This window comes from Bradyrhizobium sp. Leo78 (assembly GCF_059512425.1).
In genome coordinates this window covers 84,878-101,832 of the sequence record NZ_JCAMOT010000004.1, presented here as the reverse complement: position 1 = coordinate 101,832, position 16,955 = coordinate 84,878, and the positions used below count along the sequence as shown (strand labels likewise).

General features: G+C 61.6%; 11 protein-coding genes. 5 read left to right on the top strand and 6 right to left on the bottom strand.

All coding sequences use genetic code 11. From position 1 onward, the window contains the following. Nucleotides 1-85 precede the first annotated feature (85 nt). A complete protein-coding gene (locus AC5ZG1_RS06955) occupies nucleotides 86-673 on the bottom strand; it encodes a DUF308 domain-containing protein (RefSeq protein WP_456643700.1) in 588 nt (195 codons plus the stop codon). A gap of 122 nt (nucleotides 674-795) precedes the next feature. Between AC5ZG1_RS06955 and AC5ZG1_RS06950 the strand changes: the two genes are divergently transcribed. Next, a complete protein-coding gene (locus tag AC5ZG1_RS06950; protein WP_496132381.1) occupies nucleotides 796-1,380 on the top strand; it encodes a TetR/AcrR family transcriptional regulator in 585 nt (194 codons plus the stop codon). A gap of 95 nt (nucleotides 1,381-1,475) precedes the next feature. Here AC5ZG1_RS06950 and metG read toward each other — a convergent pair whose 3' ends face one another. Then, nucleotides 1,476-3,149 (bottom strand): methionine--tRNA ligase, encoded by a 1,674-nt coding sequence (metG, locus tag AC5ZG1_RS06945; RefSeq protein WP_496132380.1) that lies wholly within the window; start codon nucleotides 3,147-3,149, stop codon nucleotides 1,476-1,478. Between the two features lie 432 nt (nucleotides 3,150-3,581). Then, complete coding sequence (locus AC5ZG1_RS06940) at nucleotides 3,582-4,160, bottom strand: DUF3047 domain-containing protein (RefSeq protein WP_496132379.1); 579 nt, start codon at nucleotides 4,158-4,160, stop codon at nucleotides 3,582-3,584. A gap of 216 nt (nucleotides 4,161-4,376) precedes the next feature. Here AC5ZG1_RS06940 and AC5ZG1_RS06935 point away from each other — a divergent pair, with 216 nt between their 5' ends. From AC5ZG1_RS06935 to AC5ZG1_RS06925, 3 genes are all read left to right on the top strand, one after another. Beyond that, entirely contained in the window at nucleotides 4,377-5,363 is a 987-nt protein-coding gene (locus AC5ZG1_RS06935; protein ID WP_496132378.1) for an AraC family transcriptional regulator, read from the top strand. A gap of 182 nt (nucleotides 5,364-5,545) precedes the next feature. Beyond that, nucleotides 5,546-6,148: a hypothetical protein gene (locus AC5ZG1_RS06930; protein ID WP_130222948.1), complete on the top strand. Its 603-nt coding sequence runs from the start codon at nucleotides 5,546-5,548 to the stop codon at nucleotides 6,146-6,148. Nucleotides 6,149-6,355: 207 nt separating this feature from the next. Beyond that, complete coding sequence (locus AC5ZG1_RS06925; RefSeq protein WP_496132377.1) at nucleotides 6,356-7,996, top strand: Na+/H+ antiporter; 1,641 nt, start codon at nucleotides 6,356-6,358, stop codon at nucleotides 7,994-7,996. A gap of 6 nt (nucleotides 7,997-8,002) precedes the next feature. Here the strand turns inward: AC5ZG1_RS06925 and AC5ZG1_RS06920 are convergent, their stop codons facing one another. Then, nucleotides 8,003-12,820, bottom strand: coding sequence for an NAD-glutamate dehydrogenase (locus tag AC5ZG1_RS06920; protein WP_496132376.1), 4,818 nt, complete (start codon nucleotides 12,818-12,820; stop codon nucleotides 8,003-8,005). Between the two features lie 628 nt (nucleotides 12,821-13,448). Here AC5ZG1_RS06920 and AC5ZG1_RS06915 point away from each other — a divergent pair. Continuing rightward, a complete protein-coding gene (locus AC5ZG1_RS06915) occupies nucleotides 13,449-13,790 on the top strand; it encodes a hypothetical protein (RefSeq protein WP_028161687.1) in 342 nt (113 codons plus the stop codon). A 99-nt stretch (nucleotides 13,791-13,889) separates the two neighbouring features. Here the strand turns inward: AC5ZG1_RS06915 and AC5ZG1_RS06910 are convergent, their stop codons facing one another. Both AC5ZG1_RS06910 and AC5ZG1_RS06905 read right to left on the bottom strand, forming a co-directional pair. After that, the gene (locus tag AC5ZG1_RS06910) at nucleotides 13,890-15,473 is read right to left on the bottom strand and encodes a glucosamine inositolphosphorylceramide transferase family protein (RefSeq protein ID WP_456643693.1); all 1,584 of its coding nucleotides are present in this window, start codon (nucleotides 15,471-15,473) and stop codon (nucleotides 13,890-13,892) included. Between the two features lie 39 nt (nucleotides 15,474-15,512). Then, the gene (locus AC5ZG1_RS06905) at nucleotides 15,513-16,700 is read right to left on the bottom strand and encodes a glycosyltransferase family 4 protein (protein ID WP_496132375.1); all 1,188 of its coding nucleotides are present in this window, start codon (nucleotides 16,698-16,700) and stop codon (nucleotides 15,513-15,515) included. Nucleotides 16,701-16,955 lie beyond the last annotated feature (255 nt).

Genomic DNA, 16,955 nt, shown 5'->3' with positions numbered 1-16,955 from the left:
AAACAAACCCATGAGCCGACGCCTACTCGGCGCGCTGCCCGCTACGCGTCGAGCAACGCTCCGTTTCCCGTTAGGGCGACCGTCCCTACGCGGCGGTATGGATCGTTCCGCGACGAGCGTCCCTTACCGTCAGCCAGATCGCCGAAATTAGGAAGTAGAAGGCGCCAAAGGCAGCGTAGGGTGCGATGTCGGCGATGCTCGGCACGTTCGCGCCGCCCGCTGCGTGAATGAAGAACACTCCAGCCAGGGCGGATTGCGCGCCGCTCAGAATCATCGCCCATTGTGCTCCATAGGATTTCCAGCGGCGGACGCCCGTCGCGAGTTGGAATGCGCCGGACAGAACGGCCCACACACCGAAGACGGCCAGAACGGCGTTCATGCTTTGCGTAAGCGCGGCGGCGACACCGAACATCGTGAGTGTACTGACCACGAGATTGAGCGTCTGGCTCGGGTTGCCGACGAGGCCGCCGTTGCTCGCCGCATCCACATAGTTCGCGGCCGCGTCCCAAGCCGGGTAGACAATCAACATGACCGCAGCGACTTGCGGAACGTGGCGTCCAAGGGTGAAGGCGAGAGCTACCCAGATCAGCGAAAAGGCCGCGCGAACATAGTAATATCCCTTCAACCAACCGGACGCCGAGACGGTCGGAACTTGCGATCGTTGACTTTGCATGTGTGATAACTCCGCTATTTGTCTTCCTACTAGTAGGTAGGATGGTGGCGGGTGTCAATAGCCGCAAGCCAACCGCTTTCATCGATTGACACTCTACCAACTAGAAGGTAGTGATGCCAAGCATGAGCAACCTATCCACCACCGCAGACGACATCCTTGCTTGCGCGCGGACCCTGATCATAGCCGGTGGCTACAACGGCTTCAGCTACGCCGACATTGCGGAGGTTGTCGGCATTCGCAAGCCAAGCATTCATCATCATTTCCCGACCAAAGCGGATTTGGTGCGTACGCTGATCGCTCAATATCGGGAGGAGGCCGTCGCCGGTATCGCACACCTGGAACGACAGACTTCCGATCCGCTCGAACTGCTTCGGAGCTATACGGGTTATTGGGCGGCCTGCATCAGAGACGCCAGCGCGCCATTCTGTGTGTGCGCTCTCTTGGCGAGCGAACTTCCTGTTCTCCCGGCGGAAGTGGCCCTCGAAGTAAGAGCCCATTTCCGGGCGCTCTCAGCTTGGCTGACCTCGGTCCTCGCGCGTGGCCAGCGAGAGGGAAGACTTGCGCTGACTGATGCTCCCCGAATTGAAGCGGAGGCCTTCATGGCGACCGTTCATGGAGCAATGCTGTCGGCGCGTGCCTATGACGATCCCAAGATATTCGGCGCTGTCACCGATCGGCTGATCGATCGACTTTGTAACAGACAGTGAGAGCCGGTTTGAGCTCTCGCGACGAAGCGGCTGCTTAGCATTCACCAGGGCGCACTTCGTGGACCGGGGGGTAAAGCGGCCCGATCGCGCACGCTCTATCCGCCGAATTTCTGACGCTGCGAAGCTGCCCACTCGGCCCCGAGCTTCGCGAACAGTGGTCCGGGATGGCTAATCCGGCGACCGGCCGGAATTCGGGTCAGGTGATCCGTCGAAGGGAACGCTGGCACCGCTTCCAAGTCGCCGATCGCTTCGAGCGCCTTTTCCGCAGCATCCGGAACGATCGGCCAGGCGGCGCGCGCGCAAATGCCGATGAGATTCACGGCGGTTCTAATCACCAAAGCGGCCTCGTCCGGATCTGAAGCGATAAGCGACCAGGGTGCTTTTGCGACGAGGTAGGCGTTCGCCGTCTTCCATATCGTGCGTACGGCATCCGCGGTGCCCCGCAGGGCCAGAGCTTCCTGGCGCTCGCGCAACTGACCGACTAAGGCCTCGATCCGGGCGGAGAGTTCGCCATCGACCGGATCGGAAACGCCGCCTGGGACCACGCCGTCGTATCGCGAGACCACGAAGCTCAAGACGCGCTGCACGAAGTTGCCGAACGTGTCGGCAAGATCGTGATCGACGTCAGTCGCGAACCGGGAGAATGAAAAATCGACGTCGGATGTTTCCGGCGCGTTGGCCGTCAGCCACCATCGCCATCGGTCCGCCGGCAGCAATTCAAGTGCCTGATCGAGAAAGATGCCGCGACCCGAACTGGTCGAGAACTTGCCGCCCTCATAGTTGAGCCAGTTCACGCCCTTGATAACGTCGACGGTGGTCCAGGGCTCGCGGGACCCCAGCAGGGTGCAAGGGAAGCTGACGGCATGAAACGGTATGTTGTCCTTTCCCAGGAATTGCACATATCGAACGTCCGACGCGTCCAGCCACCACGATCTCCAATCCCTCCGCTCGGGGTCGGCGTCCGACCACTCCTGAGTCGCTGCGATGTACGCGATCGGCGCATCGAACCAAACGTAGAAGACCTTCCCATCGTAGCCCGGTTTCGGGACCGGTATTCCCCATGAAAGATCCCGGGTGATGCAGCGATCGCGGATGCCTTCGTCCAACCACTTGTTGGCGATCGAAGTCACCAACGGCGGCCAGCCCGAACGCGAGGATAGCCATTCGCGTAGATCGGCTTCAATGGTGGTTTGTCGGAGAAAAAGATGGCGTGTCTGGCGCACCTCCAGATCGGTGGCGCCGGATATCGCCGAGCGCGGCGCGATCAGATCCGTCGGATCGAGCTGTCGCGCGCAGACTTCGCATTGATCGCCGCGGGCGCGGCTCGATCCGCAATGCGGGCAGGTGCCGACGACGTAACGATCGGGCAGGAAGCGATCGTCCGTCGCACTGAACACCTGATTGAGCGTGCGCTCCTCGATGAAGCCGTTCCTATCGAGTTGCGAGAAAAAGTGCTGCGTCAAGGAATGATTGCGGCGCGACGACGACCTTCCGAAGTGGTCGAAGGATAGATGAAGTCGACGATAGAGGTCGCGCTGAACGAAATGCTGACGCTCGCAGTAGGAGGCGACATCGCAGCGTGCTTCGGCCGCGGCGAGTTCCGCCGGCGTGCCGTGTTCGTCGGTGCCGCAAATGAAGAGAACATCCGCGCCGGTCTGTCGTCTGAATCTGGCGTGGACGTCCGCTGGCAGCAGAGAGCCCGCCAGATTCCCGAGATGCTTGACGCCGTTTATGTAGGGTAACGCGCTTGTTATCAGATACTTCGTCATGACGCACTCCGTGTGGCCGAGAGGACGCGGACACTAAAAAGCCCTCCGCAGGATGGGAGGGCTCGGGTCCGCTTCGTCCGAACGGCGCGTGTGCGCGCTTAATCCCTCCAGCCAATCTCCTGCGGGACGGGCATTCGCATCTCGAATTTCGCGAAGAGGAAAGTCATGTGCTACCTTGTATCTTAGCCACCATATAATTTCGAATCTTTTCCTGCGCAAGCGGCGACGCTTGACCGATCGGCCCGGCATGCCTGCACTGCGTTGGCCTCGATGATCTCGAGTTTCTGCCGGCGGGCGATGCGCTGCTCACGCGGCGCGCGAAGGCGAACAGTGCCCGGTATGCCGTCGTCGTGCGCTTCAGCAGGACGCGCCGCCGCTACGAACGACAGGGCCTGCTGGTCGAGCCTCGGGCCTTAAGCGATTTTCCACGTCCTAAGAACTGCTAGCGGCGAGCCGATTGAACCGGTTCACTCCCGCGTTGTCGCAAAGCTTCAGGGCTCCGGCGCCCGGATGGGAGATCTGCATGTCGGCGAAGCGGCACGAGCCGCTGCGGCGCTGGAAGAGAGAGACGCCCAGCAGCCAGATGTTGACGACGGTTCTGGCAGGGCCGCCGACGTGCTCCTTGTAGTCCGCGTAGATGTCGCGCTCGTCGCTGACCCACTTGCCGAGATCGGCGAAACCGCTGCGGACCGCCATGTGCGACTCGAGCGGTGTCCAGCGCGGAATCGGGCAGCGGAACGCGGTGCCGATCGGCAGGCTCGAACTCCAGAAGTAGGTGAGGTCCTGGCCGTCGTCGAACTCCGCGGCGATGGAGAGGTAGTCGTGCGAGGTGAGCTGGTTTTCCGGCAGCCGAGACGGCAGCTCCTCGACGATCCAGCGCCAGCTCAGTTTGGTCTGCGGCTTCAGTTCGATGCCGACGGGGCGCTGCAGAATGCCGGCGTTCTTCAGCGGCTCGATGGCAATCGCGCCATTGCCGATATCATTGAAGATGACCGGGCCGCCGCCCAGCATGAAGAAGTTGTGCCAGCCCGCGGGCAGCTTGCGGGGCGACTGGAGCCGCGCCAGTTCCGCGGCGAAGGCCCGCCGGCAGACCTTCCTTAGCCATTTGCGGAGGAATTGGTCTAGACAGAGCGTTCAAAATGACGGCGCGATCTTGGTCCGTTGCAGCGTGCTTTTGATCTTGGAGCAGAAGCGCCGCCCGCGCGTCCCGCCGATGATGAGGTTGAAATGAACGATTCGGGACGGCTTGCGCCGCTCACGGTGTCGACTGATGAGTTTCCGGAAGCCAAGCGCCTTGTAATGTGGCGCGAGATCTATGGCCGCAACATTGCGAATGTCGATATCGAACCGATCGACGATGTTCCGTTCCAGGCGAGCGTGACGTTTCAGGCCTTGCCTGGGGTCGGGATCGTTTCCGGATCCCGCTCCGCAGCCCATTATCACATCACCCGAGAACATCTCGCAAAATCGAAGGATCTCGTCGGCATCTCCGTTCTGATCAGCGGCAAATCGAGCACGTTGCAGTTCGGCCGGGAGATCGTGGGCCGTGCGGGAGGTGGTGTCGTTCTCTCGGCCACCGATCCATCGGTGAGCACCATGCATTGTCATGGCAGCTTTCTCACGATCGCGCTCCCGCGACCAGATCTGGCCGCCCTGGTCCCGGATCTCGGTGCCGCATATGCACGCCAGATTCCGCCGGACAACGATGCGCTGCGGCTGCTGATCCGATATGTCGAGGCCCTGCGGCAGGGAGGGCCGGCCGAGGCACCGGGTCTCACGCGAACCGCCGCGACCCACGTTATCGACCTCGCCGCGCTCGCAATCGGTGCGACCCAAGACTTCGCCGAGGCGGCCAGGGGGCGTGGACTGCGCGCCGCGCGGCTCAAGGCCATCAAGGCAGATATCGACGACAATCTTTGCCGGCCTGATCTGGATATTGTCGCTATCGCGCAGCGTCAGGGAATCTCGCCGAGCTATATCCGCAAGCTATTCGAGGCCGAGGGGACATCGTTTTCAGCTTTCGTGCTCGAGCAGCGCCTCGCTCGCGCGTATCGCATGCTCAAAGACCTGCGGTTTGCCGACAGAGCCATCAGCGCAATCGCCTTTCAGGTCGGATTTGGTGATCTGTCCTATTTCAACCGAACCTTCCGCCGGGCCTATGGTCTCACACCTTCCGATGTGCGTGCCATGGCCGTGCGAGCGGGACTGCGGTAGTTATCGGATCCCCGCGCACCCGCGCCGGATCCGCGCGACGAACCACCGCACGATGCGCGCCTTGACCGCTAGCGACTTATTAATCTCCCGTTGCTTAGGTCCAGACCTTCGCATGTCGAATCCGCAGTTACGAGTGATGCGGTCCCCCAAGCCGCCTGCCAGCCTGCGACTTGGAGAGCTTGATGTTAAATACTGCCGCCTTTTCCCTGGTCCTCTTCAGCTGGGTGAAGGAGATCGGGGAGATCCTGCTTCTGATAGGGTTGAGCGGCGAGGTCGCTCTTCTGGTTCTCGGGATTTCGAAAGGCGCCTGGGAGCGAGGACTGGCGATCACATTTGCCGCTCTCGTCCTGGTCGGCGTCGCTCTGGCATATTGGGCCGACAGCCCGCGGACGTTCGGTCCCGCATCCCAACAGCGGATTGCCGATGCCCTCAAGGAATTTCGTGGCACTCCGTTCGATTTCTCGGTCGAGCTTGACCCCGAAGCTGTTGCCTTGATGGAAGATGTCGGAAAGGCGCTTGATGTCGCTGGTTGGAAGAGACAGGCGGTTGCACAAGGCTCTGGATACATCCCGCCGGGAAAGCCTGCGGCCGGCATCGTCGTGTTCAAGGGCGTCGAGGTGCAGATCGCCGAATCGCGACACTCGGATTGGGGAGCGGCGGGCAAGCCAGCCGCTGTCCTTCTGCACGCCATGCGCAACGAGGGATTGACCGCAATCGTGAAACAGGTCCCGGATCATCAGGAAAGCGCCGACGCGATCCATATCAAGATCGGCGCCAAGCCATAATAAACACCGGCGGTGGTCGGCCCGCGGATCGTTCATCAGGAAGTTCATCCAGAACCTGAGGAACGAGATAGTAAATTGCCATACCTGTAATTGGAACGCGAGGACAGACCCGGGTGGAGGTGGGGCGCGGGATGGATGGTGGAATGATTTGGGTGGCGTCGCTATGATGCGCGGTAAATCCCGGGCATTGCGCATGCGAGAGAGAGCGTGGAGACCGTTACCGTTGCTTTGATTCTGCTGCTGGCGGTGGTCGTCAGCGGCGGAGTTGCCCGCATGTTGCCGATATCGCTTCCCCTGCCGCTCGTTCAGATCGTCATCGGCGTGCTGATTGCTGCCGTGGCCGACCTCGGCGTCCAATTGAAACCGGACATTTTCTTCCTGCTGTTCCTGCCTCCACTGTTGTTTCTGGACGGCTGGCGCATCCCCAAGGAAGGACTATTTCGCGACAAGGGGACGATCCTGGAGTTGGCGTTCGGCCTCGTCGTATTCACGGTCGTCGGTGTCGGATATTTCGTTAATTGGATCATTCCGGCGATGCCTCTCGCCGTCGCTTTCGCGCTCGCCGCAGTCATCTCCCCCACCGATCCGATTGCCGTTTCCGCGATCGCCGCGCGCATACCAATTCCCCGCCGGCTCATGCACATCCTCGAGGGAGAATCGTTGCTCAACGACGCATCGGGCCTGGTCTGTATGCGGTTTGCCGTTGCTGCAGCTCTGACCGGTTCGTTTTCGGCCTTCGCCGCGTTCGGAACGTTCCTTTGGCTTGCGACCGGTGGCATCGCCATCGGCGTCGTTGTGACATGGGCGGTGACCGTCGCGAAGAATTGGGTCTCGCGCCATTTTGGCGAAGAGACGGGCTCGCAGATCCTGATCAGTTTACTGATTCCGTTCGGCGCCTATCTCCTGGCCGAATACGTGCATTGTTCGGGCATTCTTGCAGCCGTCGCCGCCGGGATCACCATGAGCTACGTCGAGCAGAGCGGGCAGGCATTACCTGCGACCCGCATTCGCCGGAGTGCCGTCTGGGACCTGGTGCAATTCACCGCGAACGGCGTGATCTTCGTCCTGCTTGGCGAACAGCTCCCGCAGCTCTTCGATGGCGCGGCGAGAGTGGTCCAGGAGACCGGGCATCATGCGCCGCTCTGGCTCCTCGTCTATGTCGTCGCGATCAATCTCGCTCTGGCTGCATTGCGGTTCGTCTGGGTCTGGACGTCCCTACGATTTACGTTGTTTCGCGCACATCTGAAGGGCGAGAAGCCCTATATTCCGAGCTGGCGCCTGATCGCGGCGACCTCGATTGCCGGGGTGCGCGGCGCCATTACTCTTGCGGGCGTGCTGACACTGCCGTTGACGATGAACGATGGTTCGCCGTTTCCGGCACGCGATCTCGCGATCTTTCTCGCCGCAGGCGTCATCATCGTATCTTTGGTCGCTGCCAGCATGACGCTGCCGTTCTTGCTGAGGGATCTGGAGCTTCCACCCGAGCCATCGCATCAGGCCGAAGAAGATCGCGCGCGCATCGCTGCGGCGGAAGCCGCGATCCGGGCGATCGAGCAGGCCCAGCACGACATGGGTGAAGGGCAAGTTGACGCCGATCTTTATACCGATGCCGGCGTTCGCATCATGGCGCTATATCGCCAGCGTATCGACGGGCGTTCCAAGGTCGGACAGGAAGCCGAACTAGCGCAGAAAATCGACGACGTCGAACGCCGCCTCCGTCTTATCGGACTCCGCGCCGAACGGGCCGAACTGTACCGCATCGCGCGTAGCCGGCAGCTCTCGGACGAGATTGCCCGCAAGTTGGTCAGGGAAGTCGACCTCCTGGAATCCCGCTTCCCGACAGCTTGAGCCCGCTCAGCTCTTGACCATATCCCCCAGCATGTTTGCCGCGACCGTCAGCTTGGCGAGCGTCAGGCCGCTGGCTGCGATTTCCTCGACCGAGCGGCGGATGCGCGTGGCTTCAGGATGAGCGGCGAGCCAGTCGCCCGCGGCTTGCTGGCCGCATTGGCCGGTTGCCAGCATGTCCGCAGCCAGTCTTCTTTCGGCGGCGGCGATCTGGTCGACGGCGCGATCAATGGCGAGACGTTCGTAATTGTCGTTTGCCGACACGCTGCGCGCGGCGGCGATGAGGCGATCGAGGCGGAAATTGGCCTCCGCGGCGAAGAAGGTCGTAGCGGCGTCGCCGATGGTCCGGCCGGTGCGCTCCGCGACGGTTACGATATCCGGTGCCGAGACCAGGGCGTCGAGATCAGCGAGCTCGATCGCGAGCTCGCCCGGGACGCCGGCATCGATCAGGTCCTGCCGCCGCTTGCTGCGCCCGGCCTGCACGTCGTCCGGCAGGGTCTTATCCAATCCGGCGGCGATTTCGCTGATGCTCGGGCCGAAGCGGGCGATGACCGCGTCCAGACCCGATTTGAAATCGACGTTGCGCACGTACCAGAGCATACGTGAGACCAGCAGATCTTGAATCGCCGCGTAGAGGCCGAGTTGCACTTGCCCGGCGATGCGAGTATCCAGCCCATCGATCGCGTCATTGAGCCGCTTCAGGCCGTAGCACTCGTCAACCGCCACGAAGGCCATGACAATCGTCGACACATCGGCATCCGTCTCGTCGATCAGGCGCACGACACAGGCCGGGCCGCCGCGATTGACAAAAGCATTGGCGAGATTGGTTGCGATAATCTCCCGGCGAAGGCGATGCTGTTCCACTGCAGCGGGGAATTTGTCCTGAACCTCGCGCGGGAAGTATTCGGATAGTTCGCGGGCGAGATATGGATCATCAGGCACGCGGGTGACGAGCAGATCGTCGTAAAGTGTCAGCTTGGCGTAAGCGAGCAGAACGGCCAGCTCTGGCCGAGTCAAGGATTGGCCGCGCCGGGCGCGTTCGGCAATCGCCGCATCGTCTGGCAGGAATTCCACGGCGCGGCTGAGCAGGCCACGCTGCTCGAGCGATTGCATCAGCCGCGTGAGGAAGCCGGTCTCGGCGAGGCCCTTACGTTCGGCCAGCGAAAGCGCGAGCGACTGCAGATAATTGTTGCGCAACACCAGGGCGCCGACCTCATCGGTCATCGCGGCAAGCAGCATGTTGCGGTCGTTCGGACTGAGACGTCCTTCGCGTTCGGGACGCGCCAGTGCGATCTTGATATTGACCTCGACGTCGGAGGTGTTGACCCCGGCCGAATTGTCGATGGCGTCGGTGTTGAGCTTGACGCCTTTCTGCGCGGCTTCGATGCGGCCACGCTGCGTAACGCCGAGATTGGCCCCTTCGCCGATCACCCGCGCGCGGATATCAGCGCCGGTGACACGGATCGGATCGTTGGCGCGATCGCCGACCTGGTCGTCGCTTTCCCCTGATGCGCGGATATAGGTGCCGATGCCGCCAAACCAGAGAAGGTCGACGCGTGCCTTGAGGATCGCCGTGATCACCTCGAAAGGCGTGGCCTGCGGCTTGTCGAGATCAAGCAAGGTCCGCACTTCCACCGCCAACGGGATCGCCTTGAGCGAACGCGAGAATACCCCGCCGCCGGGCGAGATCTTTGACTTGTCGTAGTCCTGCCAACTCGACCGCGGCAGGTCGAACAGGCGTTGGCGCTCGGCGTGGCTGGCGGCGAGATCGGGTGAGGGGTCGATGAAAATATCGCGGTGATCGAAAGCCGCAATGAGCCTGGTCGCCGGCGAGAGCAGCATGCCATTGCCGAAGACGTCTCCGGACATGTCGCCGACGCCGACAGCGGTGAAGGGCTTGGTCTGGATATCGGTGCCGAGTTCGCGGAAATGGCGCTTGACCGCTTCCCACGCGCCGCGTGCCGTGATGCCCATTTTCTTGTGATCATAGCCCTGGCTGCCGCCGGAGGCGAAAGCATCGCCGAGCCAATGTCCCTTCTCCGTCGAGATCGCGTTGGCGATGTCGGAAAAGGTCGCGGTGCCCTTGTCGGCTGCGACAACGAGATAGGGGTCGTCGCCATCGTGCCGCACGGTGTCTTCGGGCGGCACGATGGTGTCGCCGTCGAGATTGTCGGTGAGTTCAAGCAGCGAGCGAACGAAGATGCGGTAGGCTTCGGTGCCTTCCGCCATCCAGGCCTCCCGATTGGAAGGCGGTGGCAGACGTTTGGGCACGAAGCCGCCCTTGGCGCCGACCGGCACGATGACGGCGTTCTTGACCTGCTGCGCCTTGACCAGACCGAGGATCTCGGTGCGGAAATCCTGCGGCCGGTCGGACCAGCGTAGTCCGCCGCGCGCGACCTTGCCAAAACGCAGATGAATGCCCTCGACACGCGGCGAATAGACGAAGATCTCGTAGAGCGGCTGGGGTGCAGGCAGCTCCTCAATCTTGCGCGCGTCGAATTTAACGGAGATCACCGGCCGCGGATGCCCGTCCGGACCGAGCTGCCATAGATTGGTGCGGATGGCGGCCTGCACCAGATTGGTGAAACGGCGGAGGATACGGTCTTCATCCAATGAGGCGACGGATTTGAGCTGCTCTTCAATCTCGGCGAGCAGGGCCGTCTCGCGCGCCGAGCGCTCGGCATCGGTCGCGGTGAGGCGTGGGTCGAAGCGAGCCTGGAACAGAGCGACGATGCTGGTGGTGATCGCGGTGTTCTTGCGCAGAGTCTCCCACATGTAGTCCTGAGTGAACGGGACGCGGATCTGATGCAGGTAGCGGGAGAGGGCGCGGATGGCCGAGACTTCGCGCCAGCTCAGGACCGTGCGCAGGATCAGCGCGTTGTATCCGTCGGATTCCGCGCGATCGCCCACTACCGCCATGATCGAGGCTTCCAGACGTCGGGCGAATTCCGCGGTGATGACGATCGGCTTGCCATCATTGGTCTCGATCGTCATGTCGTGCAGCCAAACCGGTGCAGGTGAGGGTGTGGCGCTCGGCCTGATCTCATAGGTGCGCTCGTTCACGACGCGCAGGCCGTGGTTTTCGATCACCGGCACCCGATACGACAGCGACAAGGGCGCGCCGCGCGAAAAGACCTTGAGGCCGAAGCGCGTCGGATCGTCGCCGTCGATGCGGTGAACCGAAAGTGCCACGGAGCGAGCGGCAGTGAGCTTTTCGATGATGGCGATATCGGCAATCGCCTGAGAGGTGTCGAAGACCTCGGTATAGCCGCCGGTAAAGGCTCGTGCATAACGATTGGCGATCAGGCGGGCTCGCATGCCGTCAGCGGTGGTCGCAAGCGCGGCTTTCAGCTTGTCAGCCCATGTTGCGGCGATGGCGCTGATTCCGGATTCGAGCGTGGCGCGCTCGATGACAGGCGTATCGCCCTCAAAGCGCGCAATGATGTAGTGGATGCGGGCAAGCGACCCTTCAGGGAAAGCTGCGTAGGAGGCTGCCACTTGCCCGTTATAGACCCGCGCCAGGAAGCCTGCGACGCGTGTACGGACGTCGGTGTCGTATTTGTCACGCGGAATGAAGGCGAGGATGGAGACGAAACGGTTGAATTTATCCGCGCGCGCCAGCGCGCGCACGCGGGGACGCTCATAGAGCGTCAGGATCTCCATCACGAAATTGTAGAGAGTCTCGACGTCGACCTGGACCAGCTCGTCGCGCGGATATTCTTCAAGGATATGCAGGAGCGCCTTGCCCGAATGGCTGTCCGGCTCGAAGCCGGCGCGTTCGAGCACCTGCGCCACCTTGTGGCGGACATAGGGAATCTGCCGCACCGAACGGGTATAGGCGGCCGAGGTGAACAGGCCGACGAGGCGCAATTCGCCGTCGAGCCGGCCGTCGGGCGTAAAGAGCTTGATGCCCACATAATCCATCCGGACGCGGCGATGGACGCGGCTGCTCACATTGGCCTTGATGACGATGAGCAGGGTAGGCTCTCGCATGAATGCGCGGATCTCCGACGTCATCACCACCATTTCGGCGCCGCGGCGCAGCACCTTCACATCGGGATCGCGCAGGATGCCGAGGCCTTCGCCGGTGGTGATGCCGTCCGGCGCGTCGCTATCCGGCGCGAAGCGGTATTCGCGCAGGCCGAGAAAAGTGAAATTGTCGGCGCACAGCCATTGCAGGAACTGGGTGGCTTCGGCGACCTCGTCGATCGGCATCGGCGGCGGATTGGAGCTGAAGGTCTTGATCGCCTGCTCGACGCGAGCGCGCATGGCGCGCCAGTCGGTGACGCAGGCGCGCACGTCGCTCAGCGTCTTGGTGAGGCCGTCGATCAGCTTCTGGCGGTCAGCCTCGGCGTCCAGGCGTGCGATGTGGAAGTGAATGAGGCTTTCGCGCTCGCCGTTTACCCCCTCGGGGAGCGTCTCGCCGTAGAAATGCAGCAGCTTGCCCTGCTCGTTGCGTTCCACGGCAATGATCGGATGGGCGACCAGCGTGACCTCGACGCCCTGCTCGGCGAGCTCCGCCATCGTGGAATCGAACAGGAAGGGCATGTTGTCGTTGAGTATTTCCAGCACGGAGATCTCGCGCCCGTCTGGCATCATCGGATTGATAACGCGGATGTCGGCACGATCAGCGGTACGCCGCTGCACATGTTCCCAGGCTTGTTCTGCCAAAAAGGCCAGCGACACGGCATCGTAGTTGGCGAGGTCTTCGATGTTGCTGTGGCCAAACAGAAGCTCGGCAAAGGCTCGTGGCGTCTTGCCCGGCTGCACGCTCCCGCCGGCCTCGTGGATCAGGGTTGCTCGGGCCTTGTCGTCACGCCACGCCATTAACGTCCTCCATTTCCCGCGCCGGCCGACCGCAGTCGCGATCGCCTGCCTGATTTCGGAGTGCACCTCTTCGAGCGCCGTCGTCTTGATCTCAGTTGATTGCGTAAGCCAAATCCTTGGTCGCGGAGCCTCGATAGCTCCTGATGTCCGATGTTATATCATCTTCGCGGGAGCAAGGGGTGAGCTGTCGTCAGCGCACCGATGGGCATTGCGGTGCAGCGTGAAGCCGAAATCGGTGCCGTCGACTCTCGCGGGCAGTCTGGAAAGCACAGGAATTTCAATCGCGTATGAATTCGCTGTTGATGGCGACCTGCGGGTCGCAGGCAAGGCGTCGGCTGGCTTCACTGCGCCCGCAGGCCTGGCGCACCGACGCGTCCGTTTTCCGATCGTTGTCACGCGCTACCGCTCGAGGAGGGGCGAACGGATGCTGAAGAACGCGATGTGTTGTTGTCAGCGGTCGCGACCTGAAGGATTGCGCAATGAGGCCGTAAGTAATGTCATCATCCACTTCGCGAAAGGGACTTGTTCATGGAGATGAACCGCAGCTAAACGGCTGGGTATTATGTCGCAGCCCGGAACGTGGCGCTCCTTGTGGGATTGAACTTCACACACGAAATGGAGTGCGACCATGAAGAGGTTAGCGATCACGTTGGCGGTCGGGGCTGCAGCGCTGATTGGTAGTTCGGCCGCAAATGCGGCGGATCGGCAGGCGGCGGCGAAGGCGGGCAGCTATGAGAGCCGGTCCACCGATCTGAGCGCTCGTGGAAGGGGCCATCACCACCATCACTACGGAATGCACCGTCATCACCACCACTACGGCTACCACCGCTACGGCTATCATCGCTATGGCTACCACCGCCATGGCTATTATCGCCCATACTACAACAGCTATGGATATCAGCGGCCGTACTACGGCGGCGGACCAGGTGTCACCTTCAGCTTCGGTACCGGCGGTTATCGCGGCTGGTAGCGGAGAAAGAAAGCCCGCGACGCGCGGGCTTTCTTCTTACATCTGGCTGACTTGATAAGCGCGAACCGTATCGGTGATCATCGCCGACCAGCGCAAAGACTAATCGGCGGCCAGAACGCTGTTAGGGGCGCTTCGCGATCGGGCTGGCTCCCGTCGAGCTGCATCACTCCCAGAGGATGCCGAAACGGCCGGTGCAGGTCCGTCCACGAAAGCCATGATCTTCGGCTGCACCCGCGATCCGTCTATCACCTCGAGCTGGCCGCAGCGGTTCAGCGTGTGCAGCTTCCTGCCTGGCCATGCAGGCCCTGGCTTAAGGGAGTGCCGAACGACCTGTCTGAACGTGGTCGGCGACAGTTCGAGAACTTCGGCAAGACCGAGCGCTGCGCCATATCCGTCGGAGCAATCCTGGACCGGCCGCCACAGGCTTCCATTGATGGTCACAAAGTTGCCCGCCGGCCGCGCGCTTGCGCGGTCCATCAGAACCGGATTGCTCGCATGTGGCAGCCAGGGTCCGAAGAGTTGCTCGGCATAAAAGATCGCCAACGTATCGGAATAGCCTCCGGTGCCGTCGCGCCAGGCGCCGAACAGATAGTACATGCCGTTGTGCCGCGTGATGGTCACGTCGGCCAGTTCAAGCCCTGACAGCAGCGTGCAGTGACGCTCCCATTTGTCCGGGAACCGAACGCATTTGTAAACCGCGACGTCCCGATGCTCTGTGCTCTCCGGGATCATCCAGAGTTCGCCATTGTCCTCGATCAGAAAGGGATAGGACAGATGCCATGGCTCTTCCAGCACGGGGACGACGTTTGCGACCGGACCGGTGCGGTCGAACTCGACCGCGGAAATGATGCCCTTGCCCACCCGGTGATCGAGATCTTCGAAGAAAACGAATGTCCTTCCCTTCCATTTGACGGGGAAGGGATCGGCGTAGAAATGATCTCCGGGATCCCCGAGCACTTTCCAGTCGGGCCCGGATAGATCTCCGGATCGCCACACGTCGGCATTTTCACTGTAGCGCCATCCGATGTGCCAATGAGGCGCATAGCAGCAAAGGCGATATATTTCTTTCGCGATCGATACGGCCAGGCCGCGCAGAACATAGGTGGCCGCCGGTCGTGGGGTGCTTTTGCTGGCTGACGAAGCCAGCTCCGGAACTAGTCTTGGCGCTCCTGACAGGATCGCTGTCAGCATGGTCAGGGTTCGCGCCATGACTGTTTCGAGCGCACCGCTCAAGCCGACTGCAATTTCTCCGGACGGATGACCGCGATCGAGCACCCTGCCGTCGAGTTCATTGACGATTTCGATAATCGGCAAGTCACCCGCGAGTATGGCTGCCAGCGCTGCAGTTTCCCCTGGTATCCCATTGAACTGCGGGCGCAGATATAGCCGGGCGGAGCAGTCCGGATCGCGGCCGGCGCGTGTAAAGTCGACAATCACGTCGGCCTTGCCGGCCTGGGCCTGCGACCGTTCCGGGATGACTTTCAGTTTGTCGGCGCCGCTGCGCTGGCCCCTCCGCAATACCATCCGTTCAAGTTCGAACAGCGCCTCCAAGCCAGCAGGCCGAGATTCCGAAGTTGTTGTCCACGCGATTTGAACCGGGACATCCCGGCCGCCGACGGACAGCGCCTCGCGGGACATCCACCGCCGTGCATGCTCGCGTTCGCAGCGAAATTCGATAATCATGTCCGGCCCATCTGCGCTCATGTGCCTAATGCGTGCCGATCAAACAGCCTGGCTGAGAATTTGGACGTATTCCTCCACCATGCTGTCTACCGAATAGCGCGACCTCAGGCCCTTGGCGTTTTGCCGCAGTTCGTCGCGCAACGTTCTGTTTGTTAAAATTGCGGAAACGGCGGCGGATAATTCCGCATTGTCCGAGGCATCGACAAAGAGCGCCGTGGGTTTTCCTTCAAACGACAGCACCTCTCGCAGAACGGGGAGATCGTTCACGACCGAAGGAACACCTGCGTTTGCAGCTTCGACCGCGGCGAGGCCAAAGGTTTCAGCTTGCGTCGGGAACACGAACACGTCGAGGCAGGCGAGAAAGTCGGCCATCCGCCGCGGCGGAATCTCGCCGACAAGATGCAATCTGTCGGATACTTTCAACTCGTCTGCCAACAGCCTTAGCCGTTCCTCGTCGGCGCCTTGGCCGGCCAGCGCGAGATGCCAGGACGGTTCACTGCCTAAGAGGCGTATTGCCGCATCGAGCCGTTTGTGGGGGTGCAATCTTGCAGCGCAACCGAGCAGCACGCGATCCGGCGGCAGTTTGAACTGTTGCCGCGCGACATCCTTCGGCAGATCAAGCGATTTGTCGTCGAAGCCGTGTGGGACATGCTTCATGCGCAATCGATAAGGGGCGGGGTAACGCGCGTACTCACGCTCCATCTCCCGCGAGTTGAGCGTTATGCAATTGTAGAAGCCGACGCTGCCCATGACGATGTCGGCGGCGCGGACCGGCCAGCTCATCGACATCGCCGATGAAACCTGGTTGGCGATAACCGGAGCGCGACTGACGAGGCGCGATACGCCTCCGCCGATCACATTGCCAAAATGCTGGAACGTGAGGACGACATCGGGTCTGATGGCCCTGATATGGCCGCCGAGCGTCCACAGCATGCGGAGCAGCGCCAGCGGATTTCCTGGCCGGTTCTGCGCGCAATAGAACGTGTTCGGCGGCTCGTCGAAGGAATCTGACTTGCGGAAGAAGAAGAGATTGAAGACCTCATAGCCGCGCGCCGTCAGGCCGGCACCAAGCAGCCTTGTGATCTCCTGAGCACCGGCGTTCTCCGCCTGGGTCTGCACCAGAACGACACGTCGCTTTGGCTTGATGCTGTTTGACCGATCGCGTGACGCTGCCGACGATCGTATCGGTGCCTCGCGCAATTCTGTGCTTGGCTGGTAACGGAACACGGATTCCTCAACGGTTGAGGGAGTGGGGATTCTTCCCCGATTTTCGCAATGCCTATCACGCGATGCTCGGTCCTACACCGGCCAGCGCACAATGGGGTTAATGCAGCGCATCTCGCTCACAGGGGAGATGTCGTTGCATCCGCGCGCAACATAGAGCCAGTTCGTTAACTAATTGGTTACGGCGTTGGCGAGAGAGGGTAACCGCCGATTAACCATAGATATTTACGTTGGGGGCAGGGCCACTGAACAGTGTCT

What these genes read in the sequence shown, in the direction of transcription:
- AC5ZG1_RS06955 (WP_456643700.1), bottom strand. Translation starts at nt 673, where the DNA reads ATGCAAAGTCAACGATCGCAAGTTCCGACCGTCTCGGCGTCCGGTTGG.
- AC5ZG1_RS06910 (WP_456643693.1), bottom strand. Translation starts at nt 15,473, where the DNA reads ATGATTATCGAATTTCGCTGCGAACGCGAGCATGCACGGCGGTGGATG.
- AC5ZG1_RS06930 (WP_130222948.1), top strand. Translation starts at nt 5,546, where the DNA reads ATGTTAAATACTGCCGCCTTTTCCCTGGTCCTCTTCAGCTGGGTGAAG.
- AC5ZG1_RS06920 (WP_496132376.1), bottom strand. Translation starts at nt 12,820, where the DNA reads ATGGCGTGGCGTGACGACAAGGCCCGAGCAACCCTGATCCACGAGGCC.
- AC5ZG1_RS06940 (WP_496132379.1), bottom strand. Translation starts at nt 4,160, where the DNA reads ATGCTGGGCGGCGGCCCGGTCATCTTCAATGATATCGGCAATGGCGCG.
- AC5ZG1_RS06950 (WP_496132381.1), top strand. Translation starts at nt 796, where the DNA reads ATGAGCAACCTATCCACCACCGCAGACGACATCCTTGCTTGCGCGCGG.
- AC5ZG1_RS06915 (WP_028161687.1), top strand. Translation starts at nt 13,449, where the DNA reads ATGAAGAGGTTAGCGATCACGTTGGCGGTCGGGGCTGCAGCGCTGATT.
- metG (WP_496132380.1), bottom strand. Translation starts at nt 3,149, where the DNA reads ATGACGAAGTATCTGATAACAAGCGCGTTACCCTACATAAACGGCGTC.
- AC5ZG1_RS06935 (WP_496132378.1), top strand. Translation starts at nt 4,377, where the DNA reads ATGAACGATTCGGGACGGCTTGCGCCGCTCACGGTGTCGACTGATGAG.